We start from the raw sequence: 24,128 nt of genomic DNA, 5'->3' as shown, positions 1-24,128 counted from the left end.
CGTGCGGACAGCTTCGTTATCGAGAACGGCAAGATCGTCTTCCAGAGCATTCACTATTCGCTGCAGGAGACGATGCCGGGACAGCGTGGCCCATTGACGTGCCGCGGTATGATAGCGGAGTCACCATCGGGCGAGGCGGCTCCCCGCGGCCGCCCCGACGAGCGCGAGCATCGCAACGGCGATCGTGTACCACACGGCCACGAAAAGCGGGGAATCATCCGTGCAGTGGGCGGCATAGAAAGTGGCGGCTAGCCCGCCGGCGACGAGCCCCGCCGCCGCGCCCGCAAGGGCGGGCTGCGTCGGCGCGCCATGGCGCAGCGCCAGAACGAGGAGCCCCAGCGGGCCGATGCCGATCAGCGGAATATAGGTAAGGCAGACGAGGGCGTTCGTGCCCATCGCGGCGCTCGTCCAGGTCTCCGGCGGCAGAACGAGGAGCTCGAACACGACAGCGGCGGCGAGAAGCGCGGGTGCGGCCGCTGTGTAGGCGAGGGCGTGGCGCCGGTCGCCCGGCCGGGAAAGCGCCCTTGCGACGGCGAATGCGCTCGCCGCCAGCGTGAGGGTGACGACAAACTTGAAGAGGAAGCGCCCGCTGTGGGCCGCTTCTTCGATGTCGGGACGCGGGCCGATGGTGGCGAAGAAGACGATTGCGGCCACGACGGTGGCGGCGGCAAGGGCGGCCCACCAGAAAGCGGCAAGCGAAGCCGGGCGGTGTTTGTCCGCCACCAGGGCGCCTATGAGTTCGTTCGTATCCATACCGGTACCCACTAGCTCCGTCCAAAACGCCTGGCGATCGCGGCGAGCCCCCGATGCAGCGCCACGCGCACCGCCGTCTCGCTCATGCCAAGGCTCTTCGCCGTCTCGCTGATCGAGTGACCGTCAACGGAGATGGCGCCGACGACGGAGCGCTGCCCCGGTGCCAGCGCCTTGAGCGCGCGGTCGATCTCCCAGTCGTGCGCCCTCTCGGGATCCGGCGCGGCGACCGCTTCGGCCACATTGTCGATGTCGATCTCGATCCGGCGCCCGCAGCGGCGGAAGGCGTCGATAAGCTTGTAGCGCGCGATCGCGTAAAGCCACGGCGCCACGGGCGAGTCCTGACGCCAGGTATGCCGTTTCATGTGAATTGCAAGCAGCGTTTCCTGCACGATGTCCTCTGGGTCGATGCCGCCCTGTATCGCCATTTTCCGGGCGAAACCGCGAATGAGTCCGGCCGCGCGCCGGAGAAAGTCCTCGTAGGCCCTTTCATCGCCGGCAAGGGCGGCGCGCATCAGCCGGACAAGTTCGTCGTCCTCTCTCCGGTCCAAACCTGCCCTCCTTCCCATTACGTCCGGGCGCTGTCCTTTGTTACCTCGGCGGTGAAATCCCGTTCAAAACATTCAATTGACAATCACGACATCGTGTACCCGGAAAAAAGACGTAACACGCGGGGTCTGCGGATCGAAGTCACCGATGTGCGTCCGATCAACGGCGCGCGACAAGCAACCGGAGAATGGAACATGTCTGTGAAATCGACCGTGAGTTCAGCCCTCCTGGCAGGTGCGATGACGACGGCGCTGGCCTCGATGGCCGCCGCCCAGCCGCTGACGGAAGCCGAAGCCGAAGCGGCAATGGCCGCCGGGAAGGAGAAGTGCTACGGCGTTGCACTTGCGGGACAGAACGACTGCGCCGCCGGCCCGGGCACGACCTGCCAGGGTACCTCGACCGTCGATTTCCAGGGGAACGCCTGGAAACTCGTGCGCGGTGGCACCTGTGAGTCCATCGAAGTTCCGGGGGACCGCATGGGTTCGCTCGAGCCGCTCGAGCGCGACATTCCGTCCTGAGGTCCGGAAGCGCCCGTCCCAGCCGTTCGGGACGGGCGCTTTTCGACTTCCCGTTGCGCATCGTTTCCCGCTTACCGCGAGCGTCTCCCCGTCGGCTGGAGAGCATCATGAACATGCCCGTCGCCTTCCCACATCCGAACACTCCGGGAGCTTCCCGTTTCCCGGATCATCCCGTCGCCGGCATCGCCGGCACCAGCTTCAAGCACGAGCACCTGCACTCGATCCTCGCGGAAGGCCGGGTCGACGGCTTCTTCGAGGTGCATGCGGAGAACTACATGGGCGCGGGTGGCCCGCCGCATGCCGCGCTCACGCGCATTCGCGAGCAGCACCCGGTCTCGCTGCACGGGGTGTGCATGTCCATCGGCGGCCCGCAGCCGCTCGATCGGGCGCATCTCGCCCGCTTCAAGGAACTGGTGGAGCGCTACGAGCCGGCCCTGGTCTCCGAGCATCTGGCCTGGTCGACGCACACGACCACCTTTTTCAACGATCTCCTGCCTCTGCCCTATACCGACGCCACGCTCCAGCGCGTGGCGGAGCACATCGACGAGGTGCAGGAGGCGATCGGCCGGCCGATCCTGCTCGAGAACCCGTCGACCTATGTGCTCTTTGCCGAATCCACCATGAGCGAGACGGACTTCATCCGCACACTCGTGCGGCGCACCGGCTGCGGTCTCCTGCTCGACGTCAACAACGTCTTCGTCTCGGCCGTCAATCACGGCTACTCGGCGCTCGGCTATCTCGCCGATTTCCCGTTGGAGCACGTGGGCGAGATCCATCTGGCCGGTCATGCCGAGCAGGAGGACGACGAGGGGGAACTGCTTTTGATCGACAGCCACGACGGGCCGGTGGCGGACGCGGTGTGGAAGCTTTACGAGATCGTCATCGGCCGCCGCGGGCCGGTCCCGACGCTCGTCGAATGGGACAGCGCCATCCCCGAATGGCCGGTCCTGAAAGCGGAAGCCGCCGCCGCCCAGGCCATCCTCGATGCGCACGCGCATCTTTCTTTGAATGGACAAGCCCATGCCGGCTGAAATTCCCTTCGGCAGCCGTCTGGGCTTTGCTTCCGATTTTGCCGCGGGCCTGCTCGATCCGCGGCAGGCCGCGCCCGCCGCCGTGCGCGGGCCGAACGGCAAGGCTGCCCGAAAGCGCTACGCCGTCTATCGCAACAACGTCACGGTCAGCCTGATCGAGGCGCTCGCCGCCACTTTTCCCGCGACCCGCCGCATCACGGGCGATGAGTTCTTCCGCGCCATGGCGCGCTTCCATGTGCGAAAGACGCCGCCTTGCTCACCGCTGCTGTTCGAATATGGCCGCGACTTTCCCGATTTCATCGCGGCTTATGAATTTGCGCGGCCGATGTCCTGGCTTGCCGATGTGGCGCGTATCGAACGGGCGTGGCTGGACGCCTACCACGCCGCCGACGCCGCCCCTTTGACGCCGGAGGCGCTTGCCGCGATCCCGCAAGAGAGGCTGGCCGGAACCACCTTCACGCCGCATCCGGCGACGAGGGTGGTGCGCTCTTCCTACCCCGCCGTCACCATCTTTGCCGCCAATCGGGCGGACCGGCCGGTGGAGCGGGTCGAAGCGGACACGCCGGAAGATGCGCTTGTTTCGCGCCCCCGCCTCGAAGTCTGCGTGCGCCGCTTGCCGCCCGGCGGCGCGGCATTCATCGCGCACCTCATCGCCGGTGAAGCGCTGGGCAGCGCCGCCGAAGCCGCCTTCGCCGAGAGCGCCGCCTTCGACCTTTCCGCAAATATCGCCGGCATGCTGGAGGCGGGCGCCTTCACCGCCGTTGGCTGGGAGAACGACCATGATGGAGAGTGATGTGGCGTCCAAGGAAAACAACGCGCCGCGCGGTATCGCAACACTGGCGGCACGGGTCGATGCGGCGCTGCGCACGATCGCTGCGCCCTCGGTGACGCAACTGGTGCTGCGCCTGGGGCTTGCCGTTCCCTTCTGGCGCTCCGGCGTCAACAAGTGGGACGGCTTTATGCAGCTGAACGAGACGGCCGTGTTCCTCTTCCAGGAGGAGTTCAAGCTGCACCTGCCGGGCGGGCCCTACGATTTCCCCGCGCCTGCCCTGACCGCATTGGCCGTGGGCTCGGCGGAGATCGTGCTGCCCGTCCTGCTCGTCCTGGGCCTGGCGACGCGGCTCGCCGCCTTCGCCATTCTGATCATGACCATCGTCATTCAGTTCACTGTTCCCGACGGCTGGCCGGTGCACCTCACCTGGGCCGCAATGGCGCTCGGCATCGTCGCATGGGGAGCAGGACGTGCCTCCCTCGATCACGGGATCACAACGGGTTTCAGAAAATAGCCGCGCGGCGGCGATAAGGGGGCGTTGCCGTTTGCCGACAGGACCAACGTCCCGAAAACGAAAAAAGGCCGGGGCATGCCCGACCTTTCCCCAACATCTCTACACCAGTGCCAGTACATCCGTGGTCACCGGCGGAGATGGATCGTTAGGCAGCGCGGAGGTTTTCCGCCGACGTCCTGCCGCTGCGGCTATCCTCCGAAACTTCGTAGGAGACCTTCTGGCCTTCCACGAGGCTGCCGAGGCCGGACCGCTCGACGGCGGAGATATGGACGAAAACGTCCTTTCCGCCGTTATCGGGCTGGATGAAGCCGAAGCCCTTGGTTCCATTGAACCACTTAACAGTTCCAGTGCTCATGACGATTCCTTTCAATCGGTCGATGGTTATCCCTGCCCGGCCACACGCCGGACCGGCTGGATCGATTTTCGGAAGGAAATTCGTCGAGAAACGCTGAGAGCGCCGGGACAAAGGTCGCTTAGAAAGATCGATGCGCCATAAATGGGGCTTTTGCTGCATGAGTCAATGCCCACCCGGCGCCGGATCGCTGATTTTCGCGCAGCAGCCGGCTTTCCAATGCAGATCCCGACAGCTTCTATCGCCCAGCGGACCCGGGCACCAACGGCATGAGCGCGCCGGTGTCGCCCGCGTATCCCTCGCGCTCCCTGATGAAGGTCTGGACCGCATAAAGGCGCCCTTCCGCCGCCGCCATGCCGAAGCCGAAGCGGTCGACCCGCGGGTCGAGAATGTTGCTCCGGTGGCCAGGGCTTTGCATCCAGCCCGTATGGAAGGCGCGGAGCTGGCCGGCCGGCCGGGCGCAGGAAATGCAGCTGCTGATGTTCTCGGCGATGATGGCCCAGTCGCCGCCGCCCGCCGCGCGGTAGCGATCGGCGACGTCGCGTCCCTCCGGTGAGCGGTGGGCGTAGAAGTTGCGCCGTGCCATGTCTTCCGCATGGGCCTCGGCGGCGGCATTCAGGGTCGCCGACATCTCAAGCGGCGGCAGGCCCTCTGTACGGCGCGAGTCGTTGACGAGCGCCAGCGCGGTGCGGCGCAGTCCCGCGATATCGGGGACGGGGTCCAAAGGGCGGTCCGGCCGCGTTGCGCAACCCGCGCACAGAACGGCGAGAAAGATCACCGCTGCCCGCCAAGTCGCGTTTCGCCGCCATCCGATCATGGCGGCCAATTAGCATGTCATGCGCGCGCGTCTATCGCTTTTTCGGCTTTTCCACGCCGCGCCGCTCGCCGGTCCTTTCCGTCTGCCGGGCGAGCGCATCGGCCTGCGCCTCGGTGCCGTAGGGCGAGGCCTGGCCCGCGCCGACATCGCCGGCATCGGCCACGCGTTCGCCGCCCGTGGCCACCTCTGCGCTTCGGTCCCGGGCGCGCGTCGTCTCCGTAAGCTCGGTCTCGGCCTTCACATGCAGTTTCGGGCGGTCCTTGCCCATTTTCCGGCCTCCTTTCGTCATTGCTGGGGCAGCGCGTAGGCGATGATTGAATCGCCCGCCTGCGTTCCCGTCGAGCCGTGACCCCCGGCCACCACGACGAGGTATTGACGTCCGTCCGCGCCCATATAGGTGGACGGCGTGGCCTGGCCGCCGGCCGGCAGCCTCTCGCGCCAGATTTCTTCGCCCGTCTGCAGGTCGTAGGCGCGCACGTAGTAGTCCAGCGTGCCGCTCAGGAAGGCCACCCCGCCGGCCGTCACGATCGGTCCGCCGATCCCCGGCACACCCATCTCGAAGGGCAGGGGAAGGGGCGAGAGGTCGCGCACCGTGCCGTTGACCCGTTTGTAGACGGTCTCGCCGCTGCGCAGGTCCACGGCGGCGATGTAGCCCCAGGGCGGCTGCTGGCAGGGCAGGTTCAGCGGCGAATAGAACGGACCCATCTCGGCGGCGTAGGGTGCGCCGAAATTCTCGTTGAACACCGGATCCCCCTCCTGGGTGACGACGCGGGTCGCCTCGTCCGGGCGCGGGACGAGTTTCACCTCGAACGCCAGGTAGACGGGCATCCCGAACATCAGGTCGCGGCTCGGATCGACGGCCACCGCGCCCCAGTTGAAGGTACCGAAATTGCCGGGGTAGACGATGGTGCCGTCGGTCGAGGGCGGAGTGTAGATGCCCTCGTAGTCGAGCTGGTGAAAGCGGATGCGGCAGTAAAGCTGGTCCACCACCGTCGCGCCCCACATATCCGACCCGTTGAGTGGCTCCGGCCTGAAGGAGACCGCCGAACTGGGCTGCGTGGGGGCGGTGAAGTCGCCTTCCACCGCGCCCTGCGGTGCTGGCTCTTCCTCGACCGGCAGGACCGGCTCGCCGGTCTCCCGGTTGAGCACGAAGATGTCGCCCTGCTTTGTGGGCTGGACGAGTGCCGGCACCTCCTCGCCGTCGATCGTCAGGTCGACAAGGCTCGGCTGGGCCGGCACGTCATAATCCCAGATATCGTGATGGACCGTCTGGAACACCCAGGCGACCTCGCCGGTCGAGGTGTCCAGCGCCAGCACCGAGGCGGAAAAGCGCTCCGTGTTCTCGCCGCGATTGCCGCCGAACTGGTCGGGCGACTCGTTGCCCATCGGAATATAGACCAGCCCCAGGTCCGGATCGTAGCTCGCCACGCTCCAGTAGTTCGGGGCATTCTGCGTGTAGGTTTCCCCCGCCGGGATCGGCTCCGTCGCCTCGGGGTTCTTGCTGTCGAAATTCCATACCAGCGCACCGGTATATGCGTCATAGGCGCGGATCACGCCCGAGGGCGAGGTGACCGAGGCATTGTCGTTCACCGCGCCGCCGATGATGACGAGATTGTCCTCGGTGACCACCGGTGGCGAGGTGGAATAGAACGAGCCCGGGGTGACATTGGGCATGTTGGCCCACAGATTCACCGTGCCGTCGGCGCCGCCGAAACCGGGGCAGATCTCGCCCGTCTCGGCACTGATCGAGATCAGCCGGCCGTCGGAGGTGGGCACGAAGAGCCGGTTCATGCATTCCTCGCTCAAGGTGACGCTTTCGGGCGGTTCTTCGCGTTCGATGCGCGGATTCGGCGTGTCGGGCTCGGCCTGCCCGGTGACGATGTTCTGCGGCACGCCGGCCGCTTGCGTGGTCACCTCGGTGACGCTTTCGTCGACCACCGGTTCCTCGCCGGGTTCGGGTGCGGCGTCGGCCTCTTCCGTCGCCGGTACGGTGGCATCCTCACCCTCGGCGGCCGCAGCCGGAGCCTCGGCCTCTTCAGGTGCGGTTTCTTCGCCGGGCTCCGTCGTTGCGGCCTCCTCCTCCTCGGCGGTGGGCGCCTGCGCGGTATCGGCCGTCGGCGGCGAGGCGGGGAGGTCCTCGGGCGAGGCGGTGTGGAAGGAGACGCCGCGGCAGGTCATGTGCTGGGTGGTCTGCGTCGGCGGCTGCCGCAGCTCCGGGTCGAAGCGCCAGATCTCCTCTCCGCTAACGGGGTCGAGCGCGATGACGGTGCTGAACGGCGTGCAGATATACATCACGTCGTTGACCACCAGCGGCGTCACCTCATAGGTGGTCTCGCCGGGGTCGTCCTCGCCGCGCACCTGACCCGTCTGATAGGTCCAGGCCACCTCGAGCCCGTCGGCGTTCTCGGGCGTGATCTGGTCGAGCGGCGAATACCGCTGGCCATAGGGCGTCCGCCCATAGGCGGCCCATTCGCCGGGTGGCACGTCGCCGGCCTGCGGCTCCGCGGCCATGCGATCATCATCGAACGCTCCGGCAATGTTGTGCGGCGTTTGAAACATGGCATAGACGCCGACGATCGCGGCGATGACGATGGAGATCGCCAGCACGACGCTGTTGCCGCCGTAGCCGCCGCGCGGCATGCCGGGCCGGTGCATCGCCCGCACCATCGGCGGCAGAAGAAGCAGCACCCCGATCACCAGGATCAGGCTGCCGCGCGGGGCGAGCGCCCACCAGTCGAACCCGACTTCCCAAAGGGCCCATACGAGCGTGACGAGGATGGTGATGCCGTAGAGCGTCAGCCCCATGCCGTTGCGCATCAGAAGCAGTGCCCCGGAAAGGGCAAGCAGAACGCCGAGAAGAATGTAGAACCACGTGCCGCCCACGGCTGCGAGCCACGCCCCGCCCGCCGCAAGCACTACACCCAGCAAAATGACGATGATGGAGAGAATGATGCGATACACTTTGCGACCCCTATATACCGGCGGCTTGCACGCGCCGCTTTCAATGGGGCTGAAACTACTCAATCGCGATTACGTTCCTGCTGGTTGTGTGTTGCTCGGAATGGTCGCGGCGCCGACGCTTTTTTTACCCGGTCGCGTAGAACATTCGGCCCCTCGCTGCGTTTGAAAGACCGAACCGGTGAAACCGGCGCATCTGTCAGCAATCGCAGGAAAGGGCTGAACGATGACCGCCACAGGGCTCGACGTTTTCGACAAGACCACCCAGACGACGAACATCTGGCTGAACGAGATCATGGCCGATCTCGGCAATGACCGTCAGGTCGCCTGGCACGTTCTGGGGGCTGTGCTGCACGCATTGCGTGACCGGCTGCCGATGGAGCTTTCGGCGCATTTGGGCGCCGAGCTGCCGCTCTTGATCCGCGGTCTTTACTACGACCAGTACCAACCCGCGCAGCAGCCCGAGGTCACCCGCTCCCTCGAGGCGTTTCTGGAACGGGTCCAGGAAGGGCTGAAGAACATCCGCCCGGTCGACTCCGTGGATGCCACGCGGTCTGTGTTCCGCGTGATCGCACATCGCATCGATCTCGGCCAGTCGGCCAAGGTGCGCGAGGCGCTGCCAAAGGGCGTGCAGGCGCTCTGGCCGGAGAGCGTCGGCGTGTGAACCAACGGACAGGTGAGGTAGAATGGTTGATGCCCCGCTGATAGATCGTGACCGGGCACGCCATGCCGACGAGGCGGCAAGCTGGGTGCGCGACCGCTGCGAGCAGCTTCCGCCGCTGGAAAAGCCCGAGCTCTTTGGTGCGTTTTTCGATCGCTTCGCCGATGCGCGCGTGGTGCTTTTGGGGGAAGCCACGCACGGCACGTCCGAGTTCTACCGCGCCCGCGCGGCCATCACGCGCCATCTGATAGAGTATCACGGGTTCAACATCGTGGCGGTCGAGGCGGACTGGCCGGATGCATCACGCGTTGATCGTTACGTGCGCCATCGTCCGGCGGGCCGCTATGACGAAGAGGTTTTCGCCCGCTTTCCCACCTGGATGTGGCGCAACCGGGAGTTTGCCGATTTCGTCGACTGGCTGCGCGCCCGCAATGAAAGCGTCCCGGCCGGCAAGCGCGTCGCTTTCCACGGTCTGGACGTCTATTCGCTGAACAGTTCGATCAATGCGGTGATCGATTATCTGGAGCGGATCGACCCGGAAGCGGCCAAGGAGGCGCGCCGCCGCTATGGCTGCCTGACGCCCTGGCAGGACGAGCCGGCCTTTTACGGTCGCGCCATGCTGCGCGGCGGACGCGACACGTGCGAGGACGAGGTCGCCGCCCAGCTTTCAGCACTTCTGGAAAAGCGCCTGGACTATATGGCCGCCGATGGCGAGGATTATTTCGACGCCGCGCAGAACGCGCGCGTGGTGCGGGCGGCCGAGCACTACTACCGCATCATGTATCATGGCTCGACGGAGTCGTGGAACCTGCGCGACCGGCATATGTTCGACACGCTTCAGCAGCTCCTTGCCGCGCGCGGGCCGGATGCCAAGGCCGTGGTGTGGGCGCACAACTCGCATATCGGTAATGCCGCCGCTACGGCTATGGGCTGGCAGGGCGAGTTCAATATCGGCGAACTGTGCCGCACCGCCTATGGCGATGGTGCCGCCCTGATCGGCTTCGGCACCGACCGGGGAACGGTCGCCGCCGCCGACGAGTGGGGCGGGCCCATGCGCGTCAAATCCGTCAATCCCTCGCGCGAGGATTCCTATGAGCGCGTCTTCCGGCAATCGGGCATCGCCACCTCGCTGACCGACCTGCGCGGACCCGGGAACCGCGGGGTGCGGGAGATTCTGAGCCCGCCCCGGCTCGAGCGGGCGATCGGCGTGATCTATCGGCCGGAAAGCGAGTTTTACAGCCACTATTTCGAAGCTGTGCTGCCGGAGACCTATCCCTTCGGAGTGTGAGTGTGACGGTGCCCGATCTCCATACGCGCGATGTTCGACAGGTGCGGGTCGAGCCCGAGGGGCTCGACGGTCTCCTCGGCATACCGGAGCGGGCGGAAGGAATCGTCATCTTCGCCCATGGCAGCGGCAGCGGCCGGCTGAGCCCGCGCAACAACCACGTGGCCCTCGCGCTCAGGCAGGCGGGCCTGGCGACTTTCCTGCTCGACCTCCTGACGCGCGAGGAGGAGGCAGACCGACACAACGTCTTCGACATACCCCTTCTGGCAAGACGCCTCGAAAGGGCAACGGAGTGGGTGGCGGGCTTCGCCGATGCGGCACGGCTCACGCCCGGCTATTTCGGGGCCAGCACCGGTGCCGGGGCGGCGCTGATGGCGGCCGCCCGGCCGCAGTCACCGGTGGGCGCCGTGGTCTCACGCGGTGGCCGACCGGATCTGGCGCTTCCCGACCTGCCGCGCGTGCGTGCGCCGACGCTGCTCATCGTCGGCAGCCTCGATCACCCGGTGATCGAGATGAACCGCAAAGCCTGCGATGCGCTGACTTCGGAGAAACGGCTCGTCGTCATCGAAGGGGCAGGCCATCTGTTCGAGGAACCGGGAAAGCTGGACGAGGTGGTCCACCATGCAACCGACTGGTTCCTGACGCATTTGTCCGATTCGGCGGGCCAGACAAGGTGACGGCCATGTTCGGCACGAAAACGGAGTTCAAGGATCGACCGCATGCAGGGCGGCAACTGGCGGAGGCGCTCGAGCACATCAAGGAGGAATCTCCGGTCGTGCTCGCCCTGCCGCGCGGCGGCGTACCGGTCGCCTTCGAGGTGGCAAAGGCGTTTTCCGCCCCGCTCGATCTTCTGATGGTGCGCAAGCTCGGGGCGCCCGGTCACCCCGAATTCGGCATCGGCGCCGTGGTCGACGGGGAAGATCCGAAGCTCATCCTCAACGACGAAGCCATGCGGATCGTCAACCCGCCGCGCGACTATGTGGAAGCGGAAATGGAGCGCCAGTTGGCAGAGATCGAGCGGCGGCGCGAGGCCTATTTCGCTGGCCGCCAGCCCACACCGCTCGTCGGCCGTACGGTGATCGTCGTCGATGACGGGATCGCCACCGGCGGCACCGTGCGCGTGGCGCTGCAGGCGGTGCGCCAGGCGAAGGCGAAGCGGCTGGTGCTCGCCGTGCCGGTCGCCCCGCGCGATACGCTCGACTCGATGAAGCCGGATGCCGACGAGGTGGTCTGCCTCAGCGCGCCGCTGAACTTCCGCGCCGTCGGCCTGCATTATGCGAATTTCGATCAGACGAGCGACGCGGAGGTGGTCCAGCTTCTCGACGCGGCGCGCGAATGGTCGCCCGCGCCGCAGTGATTCCCGACAACGTCCAGAAAGGAGATGGAGCGATGCCGTTGACCCTGGTCAGCCCGGCTTTCGCCGACGGCGAACGATTGCCTGAAAAGTACACGCGCGACGGCGAGAACCTCTCGCCTCCGCTCAAATGGACCGGCGTGCCGGAGGGCACGAAAAGCTTCGTCCTCATCATCGAGGATCCGGACGCGCCGAGTGGGACCTTCCACCACTGGGGCCTGTCCAACATCCCCGCCGACTGGGATACGCTGGCCGAGAGCGTGGAAACCGGCCCGGACAAGGCGCGCCTGCGCGTTTCCGGCAACGATTTCGGCAACACGCATTATGACGGGCCCGAACCGCCGAGGGGCCACGGGCCGCACCGCTATTTCTTCCGCCTCGCCGCCCTCGACGTACCCTCGATCGAGCTGCCCTCGGAAGCCGGCATCGCGGCCCTGTGGAAGGAGGCAGGCAAGCACAAGCTCGAAGAGGCGACGCTTCTGGGGACCTACGAGCGGTGACGTAAGCCGGCGCGACGATCCTGGGAGCCGAAGCGTGCGCGGCTTGCGTTTCGCTCGCCGGGGTCGCGCTTTGTCGAGCTTCCGGCACGCCCGCGCACTTCAAATCCTTTTTACTTGACGCTGAAACTGAACTTATGCCGTTTGCGGTAGAACAATTTCTGCGCATACGTTTTTCAGGAAGGAACAAATCGGCATGAGCAACACCACCGACACCGCCGGGCGCCGTCTTTTCGTGCCGGCGCTCGAACGCATTTACGGGCCCGCGCATGAGGGTGCCGAGACGGTCCTGCGCGTCGTCGCCGGCCTTGCGCTGGTCACGCACGGCTACGGCAAGATCCTCGATCCGTTCGGCGCGGCGGGCATGGTGGAAGGACTCGGCTTCTACCCGGGCGCGTTCTGGTCGCTTCTGCTTTCCTTGACCGAGTTCTTCGGCGGCATTTTCGTCGCCATCGGCTTTCTGACGCGCCCCGCCGCGTTTGCGGCGATGTTCGTGCTTCTCGTCACCGTCTGGTTCCACTGGATCACCCTGGAGCAGGGCTACCAGGGCGCGGAGAAGTCCATCCTCTGGGCGACGATGTTCTTCTACTTCGTCATCCGCGGCGGCAACCGCCACTCGGTCGACGCGCGGATCGGGCGGGAATTCTGAGGGGGCGCGAAGGGCGCCTCATCGCCCGTAAGCCTTGATCGACTCCGGTTTCATCTGGATCGAGAAGCCTGGCGCTCTCGGCGGCATGTAAGCGGCGTTTTCGATCAGGCAGGGCTCGAGGAAGTGCTCGTGCAGGTGGTCGACATATTCGATCACCCGGCCCTCCTTCGTGCCGGACACGGCCACATAGTCGATCATCGACAGGTGCTGGACGTATTCGCAAAGGCCCACGCCCCCGGCGTGCGGCCAGATGGGCAGACCGTATTTGGCCGCCATGAGGAGCACCGCCAGCACTTCGTTCAGCCCGCCCATGCGACAGGCGTCGATCTGCACCACGTCGATGGCGCCGCCGGCGATCATCTGCTTGAAGAGGATGCGGTTCTGGCACATCTCGCCGGTGGCGACCTTCACCGGCGCCACCGCCTCGCGGATCTTCCTGTGGCCGGCTACGTCGTCCGGGCTCGTCGGCTCCTCGATGAAATAAGGCTTGGCGAAGGCGAGCTTCCTCACCCAGTCGATCGCCTGATCGACCTCCCACACCTGGTTGGCATCGATCATGAGGTAGCGGTCCGACCCCAGCACCTCGCGGGCGATCTTCAGACGCCGGATATCGTCCTGAAGGTCGCGGCCGACCTTCAGCTTCACATGGTCGAAGCCGGCCTCGACCGCTTCCCGGCAGAGGCGTGCGAGCTTTTCATCGGAATAGCCGAGCCAGCCGGCCGAGGTCGTGTAACAGGGATAGCCCTCGCGCGTAAGCGTGGCGATGCGTTCGGCCTTGCCATTCTCGGCGCGCTTCAGGATGTCGAGCGCTTCCTCGGGCGTGATGGCGTCGGTGAGGTAGCGGAAGTCGACGATGCGCAGGATCTCTTCCGGAGACATCTCCGCCACCAGCCGCCAGACGGGCTTGCCCTCGGCCTTCGCCCACAGGTCCCAGGCCGCGTTGACGACCGCGCCTGTGGCCAGGTGCATGGCGCCCTTGTCGGGCCCGATCCAGCGCAGCTGGCTGTCGCCCGTCACGTGCCGCCAGAAGCGCGCCGGGTCCTCGCGGATCCAGTCGAGCTCCAGCCCCACCACAAGATGCCGCATCGCCTCAATGGCGTGGCAGCAGATGTCGTTGCCGCGGCCGATGGTGAAGGTAAGCCCGTGCCCCTCGAGCCCCGGCGTGTCCGTTCCCAGCACCACATAGGCAGCGGAATAGTCCGGATCCGGATTCATCGCGTCCGAACCGTCGAGCGACTGGGAGGTGGGAAAGCGCAGGTCGTGGGTGCGCAGGTCGGTGATGCGGGTCAAGGTGCGCCTCTTCCTGCGAGATCAGATTGTCCAGCCGCCGTCGATGGCATAGGCTTGGCCGGTGGTGTAGGTGGCGGCGGCGAGGTGAACCGCGAGATCGGCGATCTCCTCGGCCGTGCCGAGCCGGCCCATGGGCTGGCGGGCGATAAAGGCCTTGCGGGCGGCCTCGTAGTCGCCCGTCTCCTTCAGCCGCTCCTGGAGCGAGGGGCTGTCCACCGTGCCTGGGCAGATGGCGTTGCAGCGGATTCCTTGGGCCACGTAATCGGCGGCGACCGCCTTGGTTAGCCCGATGACGGCGGCTTTCGTCGTGCCGTAGGCAAAGCGGTTGGGCACCCCCTTCATGCTCGAGGCGACCGAGGACATGTTGACGATGGCGCCACCCCCGCGCTCGATCATGCCCGGCAGCACGGCACGGATGGTGCGCACCATCGCCTTGACGTTGAGGTCGAAGGCAAACTCCAGGTCCTCGTCCTTCATCTCGAGGATATTACCGGAATGGACGACCCCGGCGCAGTTGAACAGCACGTCCACGGGGCCGATCTCGGCCACGAGCGCCTTCACTGCCTGATCGTCCAGAACGTCGAGCTTGCGCGTGAGGATGCCGGCCTCGAACTCCTTGAGCAGCGCCTCGTTGACGTCCGTGGCAACGACCTTCGCGCCGGCGTGGGCGAAGGCGAGGGCGCTCGCGCGGCCGATGCCTTGCGCCGCGGCTGTTATCAGTACTGTCTTTCCGTCCAACTGGCTCATCTTAAGTCCTTATGCTAGGCGGCCTTCGCGCGCCGCTCCACCACATAGATGTGATCGGCGGCGAGCACGACCTCGTCGCGTTGGTTCAAGACCTCGCACCGCTCGACGACCCGGCCGGCGTCGGGACGCTTCGGGTCGTCCTCCTTGGCGGTGATCGTCGTGCGGGTGCGGAGCGTATCACCGATGAAGACCGGCTTCACGAAGCGCAGCCTGTCATAGCCGTAGGAGAAGGCGACCGGGTTGATGACGTTGGCCGTGAGCCCCACCCCGATGGCAAAGACCATGGTGCCGTGGGCGATGCGCTGGCCGAAGGGCGTCGACTTCATGAATTCCGCATCCATGTGGTGCGGGAAGAAATCGCCGGTGTGGCCGGCGTGTACGACGAAATCGGTCTCGGTGATGGTCCGTCCCGTCGTGGTGCGGGTGGAACCGATTGCGTAGTCCTCGAAATACCTTACGTCTTCCATGGTTTTCCGCCTGTCGAACTGGAGGGCACGCTTACGGGGGCGTCATCCCGGAAGCCGGAGCGACAGTGCAGGCTGTCCGGGATGACGTTGCATATTGAGGGCTCAAGCTCATGGCGCTCTACGGTCTCTTTGCAAGGGGCGTGGCGGGTGCCGCGCTCGACTGGTAGGCGGCCTCCACCAGCGCCATGGTGTTCCAGGCGTCCTCGGCGGAACTGACAAGCGTGTCGTCCTCACCCGAGACGAAGCGCTGGAGATTGGCCATGCGGCCGGCGAAGGCATCGGGAAACCACGTGCCGGCGAGCGGCACGTTCACCCAGCCGTCGCCTCCCTTCGGGAAGATCTCCAGGACGTCCGGCTCGCCGCGCGGGTAGTCGAGATTGACGCCGAGCTTCAGATAGGCCGCGCCTTGCGTGCCGCAGATGCGGAATTCGCAGGCCTGGTGTTTGCGCCCGAAATCATGGTCGTGGTTGACGGAAAGCGCACAGCGCACGGTCTCCCCGTAGTCGAGAATGGCGCTGGTGCGCGTCTGGGCGACATCGTGACCGGGATGGCCGATCGTCTTGGCGTGGACGCCTTTCGGATCGCCCAGGAGCTGACGGACGAAATCGAGATAATGGATCGAATGCATGGCGATCTCGATGCGCGGCAGGCCCTTCAGGAAGGGCCAGAGCTGCCACGGCGTGGCGAGCGCCAGCCAGGCATCGAAATCCACCACCTCGCCCAGCCAGCCCTGGCGGACTGCATCCTTCAGCGCCAGCATCATGGGCGCGAAGCGGAGCTGGAAGTTGACCGCCGCCTTGAGGTTCTTTTCCCGGCAAAGAGTCAGGATCTCCGTCGCCTCTTCCAGATTGCTCCCCATGGGCTTCTGTATGAGCGCGGCCGCGCCGTCGGGGAGAGCTGAAAGCACCTCCGCGTGCCGGGCGGGCGGCGTGGCGAGATCGAAGACCGCGCCTTCCACCGCCATGGCTTCCTCGACGGAGGTGAAGACCTTCACGCCCCACTCGTTCGCCAGCTTCTCGGCCTTGGCGCGGTCGGGATCGTAAAGCCCGGCGACGGGGAAGCCCGCTTTTCGATAGGCGGGGAAATGCGCATCACCGACGATCGAGCCGGCACCGAAGGTGACGATGGGCCGAGGGTTGGCGGGCTTCGGCCAGGACTGGGTAAGCGTCGCAGGATCGAAGGCCGGCTCAATCATGATGGAACACGTTCTCCATCATGGCCCACCATTCGCCTTCCTTTCGCGTCTCCAGCGGCTCCTGGAGCGGCATGCAGACGGACCACCATTCCTGCGTCTTGGGATCTGCCGCCATCTTGGCGGCATCGGCCGCGAAATCGTCTCCGTGATACTCCCAGTAGGCGAAGAGCAGGTTCTCCGGCTCCTTGAGGAAGATCGTGTAGTTCCTGATGTTGCAGGCCGAGATCATCGAAAGCACCTCCGGCCAGACGGCCTCGTGCAGGCGCTTGTATTCCTCCACCTTGCCCGGCTTCAGGCCGAGAACCATTCCCATGCGCTGCATTGTCTCCTCCTATGCCGTTATCTCGGTGGTGAACGCGGGCAGGCTCTTCGCCCTCACCGCATTCCAGTCCCAATCGATGCCGATGCCCGGCATATCCGGGGCGAAGGCCTCTCCGTCCTCCACCTTCATGCCGCTCGCCGTCAACTCGTCGAGTTGCGGAATGTACTCGACATACTTGCCGTTCTGCACGGCACAGACGAGGCTGACATGCAGCTCCATCAGGAAATGGGGGCAGACGGGAATGTCGAAGGCCTCCGCCGCGTGCGCCACCTTCAGCCAGGGCGTGATGCCGCCGATGCGGCCGACATCGACCTGCACGACCGAGCAGGCACCCTTCTGCATATATTCGCGGAAATGTCGGATCGAATAAAGCGACTCGCCGATGGCGATCGGCGTCGACGTGGAGCGCGACAGGCGCACATGGCCGTCGATGTCGTCGGCCGGCAGCGGCTCCTCGAACCAGGCGATGTCGAGCGGACGCAAGCGCTCGGCCCGGCGGATCGCCTCGTCCAGCGTGAAGCCCTGGTTGCAATCCGTCATGATCTCGTAGGTCTCGCCCACCGCCTTGCGGACCGCTTCCAGGCGACCGAAATCCTCCGCCCCGTGCGGCTTGCCGATCTTCACCTTCGAGCCGCGGAAGCCCTGCACCTGCGCGGCAAGCGCGTCGTCGACCAGCGCTTGCGTCTCGATGTGCAGCCAGCCGCCCTCGGTCGTGTAGAGCGGGCAACGGTCCTTCGCACCGCCCGCGAGCTTCCACAAGGGCAGACCGCACTTCTTGGCACGCAGGTCCCACAGCGCGGTGTCGACGGCGGCGAGTGCGATCGCCGTAATGGCGCCCACCGTGGTCGCGTGTGTCGAGAACTCCAGCGCGTGCCAGATCGCCTCAACCTCGTCCGCGTCGCGGTCGATGAGCCGCGGCGCCAGGTGGTCGGCCAGAAGCCGCATGACGGAGGAGCCGCCGGTGCCGATCGTGTAGCTGTAGCCCGTGCCGGACGCGCCGTCGGAGTCCGTGATGGTGACGATCGGCGTTTCCTGCGAGACGAAGCTCTGGATGGCGTCGGTGCGCTTGACCTTCGGCACCAGGTCCACCATGCGCATCTCGACCTTTTCGATGCGTGCCATTGTCAGGTCCTCAAGCTCTTGCCCGTTTCGGCGTCGAAGAGGTGCGCCTGCGACAGGTCGAAGGACAGGTCCACCTTTTCGCCCGGCCTCAGCGTCTTCGGGTTGAGCATGCGCGAGATCCATTCGCGCGCGCCAAACTCGGCGAAGACGAGCGTCTCGTTGCCGAGCGGCTCCGTCAGCGAAATTGGGCGCTCCATCGTATGCACGTCCGTATCTTCGCCCGAATGGATGCCGTGACCGGCGGGGTAGAGATCGTCGGGCCTGAGCCCGAACACCACCTTCCGGCCCGCCGTTACCTGTTCGCGGAACCGGCGGGGCAGGGGGAGCGTATCGCCATTGGCGAAGGCGAGCTTGCCGTCGTCCACCACCGCCTCTTGCAGGTTCATGGGCGGCGAGCCGATGAAGCCGGCGACGAAATGGGTGGCCGGTCGGCGGAAGACTTCCTCCGGCGTGCCCACCTGCTCGATATAGCCGTCGCGCATGATGACGATACGGTCGGCGAGCGTCATCGCCTCCACCTGGTCGTGGGTGACGTAGACGACCGTGGAGTTGACCTTCGCGTGCAGCTTCTTGATCTCGATGCGCATCTGCGTCCGGAGCTTGGCGTCGAGATTGGACAGCGGCTCGTCGAAGAGGAAGACCTCCGGGTTGCGCACGATGGCGCGGCCCATGGCGACGCGCTGACGCTGCCCGCCTGAAAGCTGGGAGGGGCGCCGCTCCAGCAGTTCCTCAAGTCCCAGTGTCTTCGCGGCCTCGGCCACGCGCGCCGCGATCTCGTCCTTGGATCTACCGGCGATCTTCAGCGAAAAGCCCATGTTCTCCGCGACGGTCATGTGCGGGTAGAGCGCGTAGGACTGGAAGACCATGGAGATGTTGCGCGATCGCGGCGGCAGGTCGTTGACCACGCGGCCGCCAATGCGGATCTCGCCACCGGAAATGTCTTCCAGACCGGCGATCATCCTGAGCGTCGTGGACTTGCCGCAGCCCGATGGGCCCACAAGGGCGATGAACTCGCGATCGGCGACGTCGAGGTCGATGCCGTGAACGACCGGCACGGGGCCGTAACGCTTCACGAGACCTTTGAGGGAGACGGTGGCCATGGCCTATCCTTTCACCGCGCCGGAGGTGAGGCCGGAGACGAGATGTTTCTGGACGATGAAGGTGAGGGTGAGGGCGGGGATGATCATCACCACGGCAAGCGCGCACATGCCGCGCCAGTCGATGGTGAACTCCGCCGTGTAGTCGAGGAGGCCGACGGGCAACGTCTTCGAGTTCGTGGAGCGCGTGAGCTGCGAGGCCAGCGCGAACTCGTTCCAGGAGATCAGGAAGGCGAAGATGCCGGCAGACGCGATGCCCGGGCGGGCGAGCGGAAACTCCACCTGCCAGAACGCCTGCCAGCGCGTGCAGCCGTCGATCTGTGCTGCTTCGGCCAGATCCTTCGGCACCTGACGGAAGAAGCCGTCGATCAGCCAGATCGTGAAGGGCACGTTGAGCGCCACATAAGCAAGGATCAGCCCGAAATGGGTGTCGATGATGCCGAGCTTGGCATAGACGTAGAAGAGCGGCAGCGACAGGGCGATGCCCGGCACGGTGCGCGTCAGCATGAAGCCCAGGAAGATGGAGGACTTGAAGCGGAAGCGGTAGCGCGCGAACGCGTAGCCGCCGGCCATGCCGACGGCGAGCGCTATGACCGTCGAGGTGACGGAAATGACGAGCGAGTTGGTGAAATAGTCGATGACGGGAATGCCGCCGCTGCCGACGCCGGAAAACATGGCGACATAGGCCTCGAAGGACAATTCGCGCGGGATCCAGACCGGCGGCTTGGCCATGATCTCGACCGTCGGTCTGAGCGAGGAAAGCACGATCCAGAAGCCCGGCAGGCAGATGACGGCCATGGCCAGGAACAGACCGACGAGATGGGCTGCCTTGGCGAAGCCGCGCTTCAGGCGGTGTGCGGCGTTTGTATCCATCCTACCACTCCGCTCCCACCTGGGCACGCGCCTTGGCGAGTTGCCGGAAGAAGATGGCCGTGAAGACGATCGACAGCAAAATGGCGACATAGGCCATGGCGTTTGCAAGGCCCATGCGGGCGTCGGAATAGCCGGTGCGCGCGATCAGCGTCCACAGGATCTCGGTGCGTCCCGCCGGCCCGCCGTCGGTCATGATCTTCACGATGTCGTAGGCGCGCGCGATGTCGAGCGAGCGGATCGTCATGGCGATGAAGGCGAACGGCATGAGATAGGGCCAGGTGACATAGCGGAAGGTCTGCCAGGGCGTGCAGCCGTCCACCCTTGCGGCTTCCACCGGCTCGCGCGGCATGGCCATGAGGCCGGCGAGGATGAAGATCGCGAAGACGGCCGTCGATGACCACACCTCCGCCGTCAGGATGGCGATGAAGGCGAGCGTGCCGTCGATCAGCCAGGGGATCGCCTGGTCGGTGAGGTCGAGCGATTGCAGTGCGTTGTTGATCAGCCCGACATTGTCGTTGAACATGAACTTGAACTGGAAGCCGACCAACACCGGCGAGAACATCATCGGAAACATCATGATGGTGCGAAGCATGCGCTGGCCGCGGGTGGCCTTCTCCACCAGGAGGGCAAGGCCGAGGCCCAGCACCATCTCGAGATTGAGGGCGAAGGTGAGCAGAAGCACCGTGCGCCCGAAGGCGACCCAGAAGTCCCAGTCGGTGAAAAGCCGCTCGTAATTGCGCAGGCCGATGAAGGTCCAGATGGAATCGGGACGGGTGAGCCGGAACGGCGTGAAGCTCGACCACAGCGACAGGAGAAGCGGGACGACCACCACCGCCGCCAGCACGATGAAGGCGGGGAGCAGCAGAAGGAGGGGGGCGGGCAGGCGCCAGCGCCAACCGAACCGCCTGCCTTTGCCCAAGGGGGGCGTGAAGGAACGCCGTGCCTCTATGGTTGTCGCGCCGAATTTCATATCGCTCATCTGCAAAAGGCAAGGGCGCGGCGCGTGAGGCGCCGCGCCCCCATGGGAGGATACCTCAGAGTTCGCCCAGATCCTCGAGGATCATGGTCGCTTCCCCGGCGGCGTCGTCGAGCGCCTGCTGCGGGGTCTTGTCGCCGAGGATGGCGGCCTGAAGCTCGGGGTAGACGGCGTTGGAGATCTCGATCCAGGCGGCCGTCTGCGGCACCGGGAAGGCATGCTCCGCCGCCTTCTGGAACGCCGCCAGCACCTCCTGGCGGTAGGGATCGTCCTCGGCCTCCGCAATCACCCAGTCCCACACCCCCGTGCGGGTGGGCAACGGACCGGCCGAGGCTTCGAGCTTCTGGCTGTCCTCGTTGGTCAGCCACCAGGCCAGCGAGGCGGCGGCTTCCTTGTCGGCACAGTTCTCGGTGACCGAGAAACCGTGATGGCCGGACCAGCCGGTGCGCTTTCCGGAAGAGCCCTTCGGCTGCACCTTCACGCCGACATTGCCGGCGACCTTGGAGGATTCGGGATCGTTGAAGAAGCCCGCCCAGCCCGGCCAGTCGAGATTGATGGCGACGGTGCCGGAGGCGAAGCCCTGGCCGAGATCGTCCCACAGATAGTTGGTCGTGCCCGCCGGCACGGCCTTGGCCTCGTAGAGATCGACGAACCAGTTGAGCGCCCGCACGCCGGCCTCGGAGTTGAAGGCGGGACGGCCCTCTGCGTCCAGATATTCGCCGCCTTCCGCCACCAGCATCTCGTAGAAACGGCCGTTGATGGCCTCTTCCTTGCCGGCGAACTGGGTGCCGTAGAAATCCGGGGGGTCGGCGAAGAACTTCGCCTGGTCGGCGACCTCTTCCCAGGTGTCGGGCGGCGCCAGTTCGTAGCCGTACTCCTCTTGGAAAGCGGCCTTCTTCTCTTCGTCCTCGTAAAGGCTCTTCTGGTAGTAGAGCGCGGAGACGTCGAACTGCGCGCGCGGCAGCATGACGAGCTTGCCGTCGAGGGTGGAGGCCTTGATGTTGGCCGGCACGAAGGCGTCGATCTCTTCCTGCGGCAGGAGTGCCGAAAGATCCGTGTAGATGTCGGGATATTGCGGAGCGAAGGAGGAGTGGTTGGAACCCACGCACCAGCTGATGGTGCCGGTGGCGATGTCCGACTTGATCTCCTTGTCGAGCTCGAAATGGTTCTTCTTCGAGACGACGTTGACCGTCGCGCCCGTCGCCTCTTCCCATTCGGCGATGCGGGCATAGAGCGCCTCGTACTGCTGGCCGCCGATCAGCTTGGCGTCGATGGTGACGCCCTCGAAGCTTCCCGGCAGTTCCTGCGCGGCGGCGGGCGCGGCCGCAATCACCAGGGCGAGAACGCCGATCGAGGCGCCGCGGAGCGACTTTTTCATGATGACCTCCCAAGGCAAGCGCCCGCGGCAAAGGCGCCGGGGCTCCATTCGTTGCTCTCATTGGTGAGAGCTTAATTCATATACAAACATCTGCTATGATGGGCGTCAAGCGCAAACCGCAATTGCACCCTGCGTTCGGTTGCGTATATGAAGAACGGGCTTTATCGGAGAGGGCTGTGAAAGAGGAAGAGAACGAGCGCTACCGCGCGCCTGCCCTGGACAAGGGCCTTGATATCCTGGAGCTTTTGGCGGGCGTCGACGGCGGCATGACGCAGGCGGAGATCGCCAAGCACCTCGGGCGCAGCCCGAACGAGTTCTACCGCATGCTCGACCGGCTGGTGCGCCGCGGCTACGTCACGCGGATCGACGGCGACCGTTTCTCGCTTACCCTGAAGCTGTTCGGCCTGGCGCAGCTCCACGCGCCGGTGCGGCGGCTGGTCTCCTACGCCACGCCGCTGATGCGCGAGCTTGCCGAGGAGTCGCGCCAGGCGAATCAGCTCGCCGTCTTCGACCGCGGCTCGGCCGTCGTCATCGCCCAGCAGGAGGCGCCCGGCTACTGGGGCATCTCCATCCGCGTCGGCTCCCATATCGGCCTGTTCGATACGGGGTCCGGCCATGTGCTGCTCGCCTTCCGCTCACCGGAAGAGCGCGAGATGATGATCGCCGAGAACGCCCGCAGCAACGAGAAGCCGGCGCTTTCGCCGGAGTTCTTCGACCGGCTCGATCAGATCCGCGACCGCGGCTACGAGATGATGCCGAGTGCCCAGACGGCCGGCGTCTTCAACCTGTCCGCCCCGGTTCTCGGGCCGGACGGCAAGGCCATCGCCGCGCTCACCGTGCCCTACATTGCGCTCGTCAACACCCAGGGCGCGCCGGACATCTCCGGCACCATGCAACTCGTGCTCAAGACCACCGAGCGGCTTTCACAGCTTGCCGGCGCCGGGGTAGGCGGGGGTTAGTGTGATCGGTTCAACAAGAGAAGCCGGTGCGCTCTACACCCGCCTGTTCTGCCGGACAGAGGGTTATAAAGCGCCCCGACTGTCCGGGAACGGCTCTATTTTGAGGAAATAGCTGCACCTCAGAGGAGGGAGGACCAATGTTCATCGACACGCATCTGCACGTCATCGACCGCACGGAGCTCAGCTACCCGTGGCTTTCCGGCACGCCGGCGCTCGACCGGGATTTTTCCTACGAGGCCTATGCGCGAGAAGCCCGCCGGGTGGGCATAGAGAACACCCTGCACATGGAAGTCGACGTCGCAGAGGACGACATCGAGGCCGAGATCGACTATGTGGGCGGGCTGAAGGGGCGCCCGGACAGCCTGCTCGTCGGCGCGATCGCCGCCTGCCGCCCGGAGAACGCGGGCTTTGCCGCGTTTTTGGAGCGACAGCAGGAAAACCCGCTGGTGAAGGGCTTCCGCCGCGTGCTGCATGTCGTGCCGGACGACGTGTCCGAGGGGGCGCTTTTCCGCGAGAACATCGGCCGGCTTTCGGGCACCCGCTTTACCTTCGATCTCTGCGTCCTGCCGCGGCAATTGCCCAAGGCGATGGCGCTTGCCGACCTTGCGCCGGACGTGCAGTTCATCCTCGACCATTGCGGCGTGCCGGACATCAAGGGCGATGCGGTCGAGCCGTGGCGCGCCCACATGGCCGAGATCGCCCGCCGGCCGAACGTGGCGGCCAAGATTTCCGGCGTGGTCGCCTATGCCGACCCGGAAAGCTGGACGGTGGAGACCCTGCGCCCCTGGGTCGAGCACACGGTCGACTGTTTCGGCTTTGACCGCGTGGTCTGGGGCAGCGACTGGCCCGTCTGCACGCTGGGCGGCGGCCTTTCCACCTGGGCGGCCGCCACGCAGGTGCTCTTCGCAGGCGCAAGCGAGGAGGAAAGGGCGAAGCTCTTCCGGCAGAACGCGCGGCGGATCTGGGGGCTTTGACATCGTCGCGCACGCGTATGG

27 protein-coding genes and 1 pseudogene are annotated in these 24,128 nt (G+C 65.7%); 12 read left to right on the top strand and 16 right to left on the bottom strand.

Features of this window, described 5'->3' with window-relative positions; all coding sequences use genetic code 11:
* Positions 1 to 120 precede the first annotated feature (120 nt).
* Positions 121 to 753, bottom strand: coding sequence for an NrsF family protein (locus SIN08_RS01345; protein ID WP_322449681.1), 633 nt, complete (start codon positions 751 to 753; stop codon positions 121 to 123).
* Between the two features lie 11 nt (positions 754 to 764).
* Positions 765 to 1,319 carry a sigma-70 family RNA polymerase sigma factor gene (locus SIN08_RS01340; protein WP_416207992.1) on the bottom strand — a complete coding sequence of 185 codons (555 nt, stop codon included), beginning with the start codon at positions 1,317 to 1,319 and terminating at the stop codon, positions 765 to 767.
* Positions 1,320 to 1,493: 174 nt separating this feature from the next.
* On the opposite strand from SIN08_RS01340, the gene SIN08_RS01335 reads away from it, so the two are divergent.
* From SIN08_RS01335 to SIN08_RS01320, 4 genes are all read left to right on the top strand, one after another.
* On the top strand, positions 1,494 to 1,817 hold the full coding sequence (locus SIN08_RS01335; protein ID WP_322449678.1) for a DUF2282 domain-containing protein: 324 nt from the start codon (positions 1,494 to 1,496) through the stop codon (positions 1,815 to 1,817).
* A gap of 113 nt (positions 1,818 to 1,930) precedes the next feature.
* The gene (locus SIN08_RS01330; RefSeq protein WP_322449886.1) at positions 1,931 to 2,848 is read left to right on the top strand and encodes a DUF692 domain-containing protein; all 918 of its coding nucleotides are present in this window, start codon (positions 1,931 to 1,933) and stop codon (positions 2,846 to 2,848) included.
* Positions 2,838 to 3,641, top strand: coding sequence for a DNA-binding domain-containing protein (locus SIN08_RS01325; protein ID WP_322449677.1), 804 nt, complete (start codon positions 2,838 to 2,840; stop codon positions 3,639 to 3,641). The genes SIN08_RS01330 and SIN08_RS01325 overlap by 11 nt, the downstream gene beginning before the upstream one ends.
* The gene (locus SIN08_RS01320; protein ID WP_416207998.1) at positions 3,631 to 4,134 is read left to right on the top strand and encodes a DoxX family protein; all 504 of its coding nucleotides are present in this window, start codon (positions 3,631 to 3,633) and stop codon (positions 4,132 to 4,134) included. Before SIN08_RS01325 ends, SIN08_RS01320 begins: the two co-directional genes overlap by 11 nt.
* Before the next feature lie 145 nt (positions 4,135 to 4,279).
* Here the strand turns inward: SIN08_RS01320 and SIN08_RS01315 are convergent, their stop codons facing one another.
* The 4 genes from SIN08_RS01315 to SIN08_RS01300 all read right to left on the bottom strand — a co-directional run bounded on the left by SIN08_RS01315 (position 4,280) and on the right by SIN08_RS01300 (position 8,264).
* The gene (locus SIN08_RS01315) at positions 4,280 to 4,489 is read right to left on the bottom strand and encodes a cold-shock protein (RefSeq protein WP_322449675.1); all 210 of its coding nucleotides are present in this window, start codon (positions 4,487 to 4,489) and stop codon (positions 4,280 to 4,282) included.
* Positions 4,490 to 4,724: 235 nt separating this feature from the next.
* Positions 4,725 to 5,210: a CAP domain-containing protein gene (locus SIN08_RS01310; RefSeq protein WP_322449674.1), complete on the bottom strand. Its 486-nt coding sequence runs from the start codon at positions 5,208 to 5,210 to the stop codon at positions 4,725 to 4,727.
* A gap of 124 nt (positions 5,211 to 5,334) precedes the next feature.
* Positions 5,335 to 5,571: a hypothetical protein gene (locus SIN08_RS01305; RefSeq protein WP_322449673.1), complete on the bottom strand. Its 237-nt coding sequence runs from the start codon at positions 5,569 to 5,571 to the stop codon at positions 5,335 to 5,337.
* Between the two features lie 17 nt (positions 5,572 to 5,588).
* Positions 5,589 to 8,264 (bottom strand): PQQ-binding-like beta-propeller repeat protein, encoded by a 2,676-nt coding sequence (locus SIN08_RS01300; protein WP_322449672.1) that lies wholly within the window; start codon positions 8,262 to 8,264, stop codon positions 5,589 to 5,591.
* A 223-nt stretch (positions 8,265 to 8,487) separates the two neighbouring features.
* Here SIN08_RS01300 and SIN08_RS01295 point away from each other — a divergent pair, with 223 nt between their 5' ends.
* The 6 genes from SIN08_RS01295 (at position 8,488) to SIN08_RS01270 (ending at position 12,707) form a co-directional block, all read left to right on the top strand.
* Positions 8,488 to 8,925: a DUF2267 domain-containing protein gene (locus SIN08_RS01295; protein ID WP_322449671.1), complete on the top strand. Its 438-nt coding sequence runs from the start codon at positions 8,488 to 8,490 to the stop codon at positions 8,923 to 8,925.
* 22 nt (positions 8,926 to 8,947) lie between these two features.
* Positions 8,948 to 10,210 (top strand): erythromycin esterase family protein, encoded by a 1,263-nt coding sequence (locus SIN08_RS01290; RefSeq protein ID WP_322449669.1) that lies wholly within the window; start codon positions 8,948 to 8,950, stop codon positions 10,208 to 10,210.
* Between the two features lie 2 nt (positions 10,211 to 10,212).
* Positions 10,213 to 10,884 carry a dienelactone hydrolase family protein gene (locus tag SIN08_RS01285; protein WP_322449668.1) on the top strand — a complete coding sequence of 224 codons (672 nt, stop codon included), beginning with the start codon at positions 10,213 to 10,215 and terminating at the stop codon, positions 10,882 to 10,884.
* Positions 10,885 to 10,889: 5 nt separating this feature from the next.
* Positions 10,890 to 11,564 (top strand): phosphoribosyltransferase, encoded by a 675-nt coding sequence (locus tag SIN08_RS01280; RefSeq protein ID WP_322449667.1) that lies wholly within the window; start codon positions 10,890 to 10,892, stop codon positions 11,562 to 11,564.
* Between the two features lie 32 nt (positions 11,565 to 11,596).
* Positions 11,597 to 12,061, top strand: a complete 465-nt coding sequence (locus SIN08_RS01275; protein WP_322449666.1) for a YbhB/YbcL family Raf kinase inhibitor-like protein — start codon at positions 11,597 to 11,599, stop codon at positions 12,059 to 12,061.
* 193 nt (positions 12,062 to 12,254) lie between these two features.
* A complete protein-coding gene (locus SIN08_RS01270) occupies positions 12,255 to 12,707 on the top strand; it encodes a DoxX family protein (protein WP_322449665.1) in 453 nt (150 codons plus the stop codon).
* 18 nt (positions 12,708 to 12,725) lie between these two features.
* On the opposite strand, the gene SIN08_RS01265 is transcribed toward SIN08_RS01270, so the two are convergent.
* From SIN08_RS01265 to SIN08_RS01220, 10 genes and pseudogenes are all read right to left on the bottom strand, one after another.
* On the bottom strand, positions 12,726 to 13,997 hold the full coding sequence (locus SIN08_RS01265; RefSeq protein WP_322449664.1) for an L-fuconate dehydratase: 1,272 nt from the start codon (positions 13,995 to 13,997) through the stop codon (positions 12,726 to 12,728).
* Between the two features lie 21 nt (positions 13,998 to 14,018).
* Positions 14,019 to 14,744: an SDR family oxidoreductase gene (locus SIN08_RS01260; protein ID WP_322449663.1), complete on the bottom strand. Its 726-nt coding sequence runs from the start codon at positions 14,742 to 14,744 to the stop codon at positions 14,019 to 14,021.
* 14 nt (positions 14,745 to 14,758) lie between these two features.
* Positions 14,759 to 15,220: pseudogene (locus tag SIN08_RS01255) on the bottom strand (MaoC/PaaZ C-terminal domain-containing protein); the annotation flags it as partial.
* Between the two features lie 109 nt (positions 15,221 to 15,329).
* Complete coding sequence (locus SIN08_RS01250; protein ID WP_322449885.1) at positions 15,330 to 16,403, bottom strand: Gfo/Idh/MocA family oxidoreductase; 1,074 nt, start codon at positions 16,401 to 16,403, stop codon at positions 15,330 to 15,332.
* Positions 16,399 to 16,728: an L-rhamnose mutarotase gene (locus SIN08_RS01245; protein ID WP_322449661.1), complete on the bottom strand. Its 330-nt coding sequence runs from the start codon at positions 16,726 to 16,728 to the stop codon at positions 16,399 to 16,401. Before SIN08_RS01245 ends, SIN08_RS01250 begins: the two co-directional genes overlap by 5 nt.
* Before the next feature lie 9 nt (positions 16,729 to 16,737).
* Entirely contained in the window at positions 16,738 to 17,850 is a 1,113-nt protein-coding gene (locus tag SIN08_RS01240; protein ID WP_322449660.1) for a mandelate racemase/muconate lactonizing enzyme family protein, read from the bottom strand.
* Between the two features lie 2 nt (positions 17,851 to 17,852).
* The gene (locus tag SIN08_RS01235) at positions 17,853 to 18,950 is read right to left on the bottom strand and encodes a sn-glycerol-3-phosphate ABC transporter ATP-binding protein UgpC (protein WP_322449659.1); all 1,098 of its coding nucleotides are present in this window, start codon (positions 18,948 to 18,950) and stop codon (positions 17,853 to 17,855) included.
* Positions 18,951 to 18,953: 3 nt separating this feature from the next.
* The gene (locus SIN08_RS01230) at positions 18,954 to 19,820 is read right to left on the bottom strand and encodes a carbohydrate ABC transporter permease (RefSeq protein WP_322449657.1); all 867 of its coding nucleotides are present in this window, start codon (positions 19,818 to 19,820) and stop codon (positions 18,954 to 18,956) included.
* Position 19,821: 1 nt separating this feature from the next.
* Positions 19,822 to 20,799: a sugar ABC transporter permease gene (locus SIN08_RS01225; RefSeq protein ID WP_322449656.1), complete on the bottom strand. Its 978-nt coding sequence runs from the start codon at positions 20,797 to 20,799 to the stop codon at positions 19,822 to 19,824.
* A 55-nt stretch (positions 20,800 to 20,854) separates the two neighbouring features.
* Positions 20,855 to 22,174: a sugar ABC transporter substrate-binding protein gene (locus SIN08_RS01220; RefSeq protein ID WP_322449655.1), complete on the bottom strand. Its 1,320-nt coding sequence runs from the start codon at positions 22,172 to 22,174 to the stop codon at positions 20,855 to 20,857.
* Positions 22,175 to 22,350: 176 nt separating this feature from the next.
* Between SIN08_RS01220 and SIN08_RS01215 the strand changes: the two genes are divergently transcribed.
* Together SIN08_RS01215 and SIN08_RS01210 are read left to right on the top strand one after the other, a co-directional pair.
* Positions 22,351 to 23,133, top strand: a complete 783-nt coding sequence (locus tag SIN08_RS01215) for an IclR family transcriptional regulator (protein ID WP_322449654.1) — start codon at positions 22,351 to 22,353, stop codon at positions 23,131 to 23,133.
* Positions 23,134 to 23,270: 137 nt separating this feature from the next.
* Positions 23,271 to 24,107: an amidohydrolase gene (locus SIN08_RS01210; protein WP_322449652.1), complete on the top strand. Its 837-nt coding sequence runs from the start codon at positions 23,271 to 23,273 to the stop codon at positions 24,105 to 24,107.
* Positions 24,108 to 24,128 lie beyond the last annotated feature (21 nt).

Source organism: Chelativorans sp. M5D2P16 (genome assembly GCF_034427935.1).
Classification (GTDB): domain Bacteria; phylum Pseudomonadota; class Alphaproteobacteria; order Rhizobiales; family Rhizobiaceae; genus Chelativorans.
Note: the sequence above shows the minus strand (reverse complement) of the source record. Positions and strands in the feature narration are given on the sequence as shown.

What these genes read in the sequence shown, in the direction of transcription:
- SIN08_RS01345 (WP_322449681.1), bottom strand. Translation starts at nt 753, where the DNA reads ATGGATACGAACGAACTCATAGGCGCCCTGGTGGCGGACAAACACCGC.
- SIN08_RS01340 (WP_416207992.1), bottom strand. Translation starts at nt 1,319, where the DNA reads ATGGGAAGGAGGGCAGGTTTGGACCGGAGAGAGGACGACGAACTTGTC.
- SIN08_RS01335 (WP_322449678.1), top strand. Translation starts at nt 1,494, where the DNA reads ATGTCTGTGAAATCGACCGTGAGTTCAGCCCTCCTGGCAGGTGCGATG.
- SIN08_RS01330 (WP_322449886.1), top strand. Translation starts at nt 1,931, where the DNA reads ATGCCCGTCGCCTTCCCACATCCGAACACTCCGGGAGCTTCCCGTTTC.
- SIN08_RS01325 (WP_322449677.1), top strand. Translation starts at nt 2,838, where the DNA reads ATGCCGGCTGAAATTCCCTTCGGCAGCCGTCTGGGCTTTGCTTCCGAT.
- SIN08_RS01320 (WP_416207998.1), top strand. Translation starts at nt 3,631, where the DNA reads ATGGAGAGTGATGTGGCGTCCAAGGAAAACAACGCGCCGCGCGGTATC.
- SIN08_RS01315 (WP_322449675.1), bottom strand. Translation starts at nt 4,489, where the DNA reads ATGAGCACTGGAACTGTTAAGTGGTTCAATGGAACCAAGGGCTTCGGC.
- SIN08_RS01305 (WP_322449673.1), bottom strand. Translation starts at nt 5,571, where the DNA reads ATGGGCAAGGACCGCCCGAAACTGCATGTGAAGGCCGAGACCGAGCTT.
- SIN08_RS01295 (WP_322449671.1), top strand. Translation starts at nt 8,488, where the DNA reads ATGACCGCCACAGGGCTCGACGTTTTCGACAAGACCACCCAGACGACG.
- SIN08_RS01290 (WP_322449669.1), top strand. Translation starts at nt 8,948, where the DNA reads ATGGTTGATGCCCCGCTGATAGATCGTGACCGGGCACGCCATGCCGAC.
- SIN08_RS01280 (WP_322449667.1), top strand. Translation starts at nt 10,890, where the DNA reads ATGTTCGGCACGAAAACGGAGTTCAAGGATCGACCGCATGCAGGGCGG.
- SIN08_RS01275 (WP_322449666.1), top strand. Translation starts at nt 11,597, where the DNA reads ATGCCGTTGACCCTGGTCAGCCCGGCTTTCGCCGACGGCGAACGATTG.
- SIN08_RS01270 (WP_322449665.1), top strand. Translation starts at nt 12,255, where the DNA reads ATGAGCAACACCACCGACACCGCCGGGCGCCGTCTTTTCGTGCCGGCG.
- SIN08_RS01260 (WP_322449663.1), bottom strand. Translation starts at nt 14,744, where the DNA reads ATGAGCCAGTTGGACGGAAAGACAGTACTGATAACAGCCGCGGCGCAA.
- SIN08_RS01245 (WP_322449661.1), bottom strand. Translation starts at nt 16,728, where the DNA reads ATGCAGCGCATGGGAATGGTTCTCGGCCTGAAGCCGGGCAAGGTGGAG.
- SIN08_RS01240 (WP_322449660.1), bottom strand. Translation starts at nt 17,850, where the DNA reads ATGGCACGCATCGAAAAGGTCGAGATGCGCATGGTGGACCTGGTGCCG.
- SIN08_RS01235 (WP_322449659.1), bottom strand. Translation starts at nt 18,950, where the DNA reads ATGGCCACCGTCTCCCTCAAAGGTCTCGTGAAGCGTTACGGCCCCGTG.
- SIN08_RS01230 (WP_322449657.1), bottom strand. Translation starts at nt 19,820, where the DNA reads ATGGATACAAACGCCGCACACCGCCTGAAGCGCGGCTTCGCCAAGGCA.
- SIN08_RS01225 (WP_322449656.1), bottom strand. Translation starts at nt 20,799, where the DNA reads ATGAGCGATATGAAATTCGGCGCGACAACCATAGAGGCACGGCGTTCC.
- SIN08_RS01220 (WP_322449655.1), bottom strand. Translation starts at nt 22,174, where the DNA reads ATGAAAAAGTCGCTCCGCGGCGCCTCGATCGGCGTTCTCGCCCTGGTG.
- SIN08_RS01210 (WP_322449652.1), top strand. Translation starts at nt 23,271, where the DNA reads ATGTTCATCGACACGCATCTGCACGTCATCGACCGCACGGAGCTCAGC.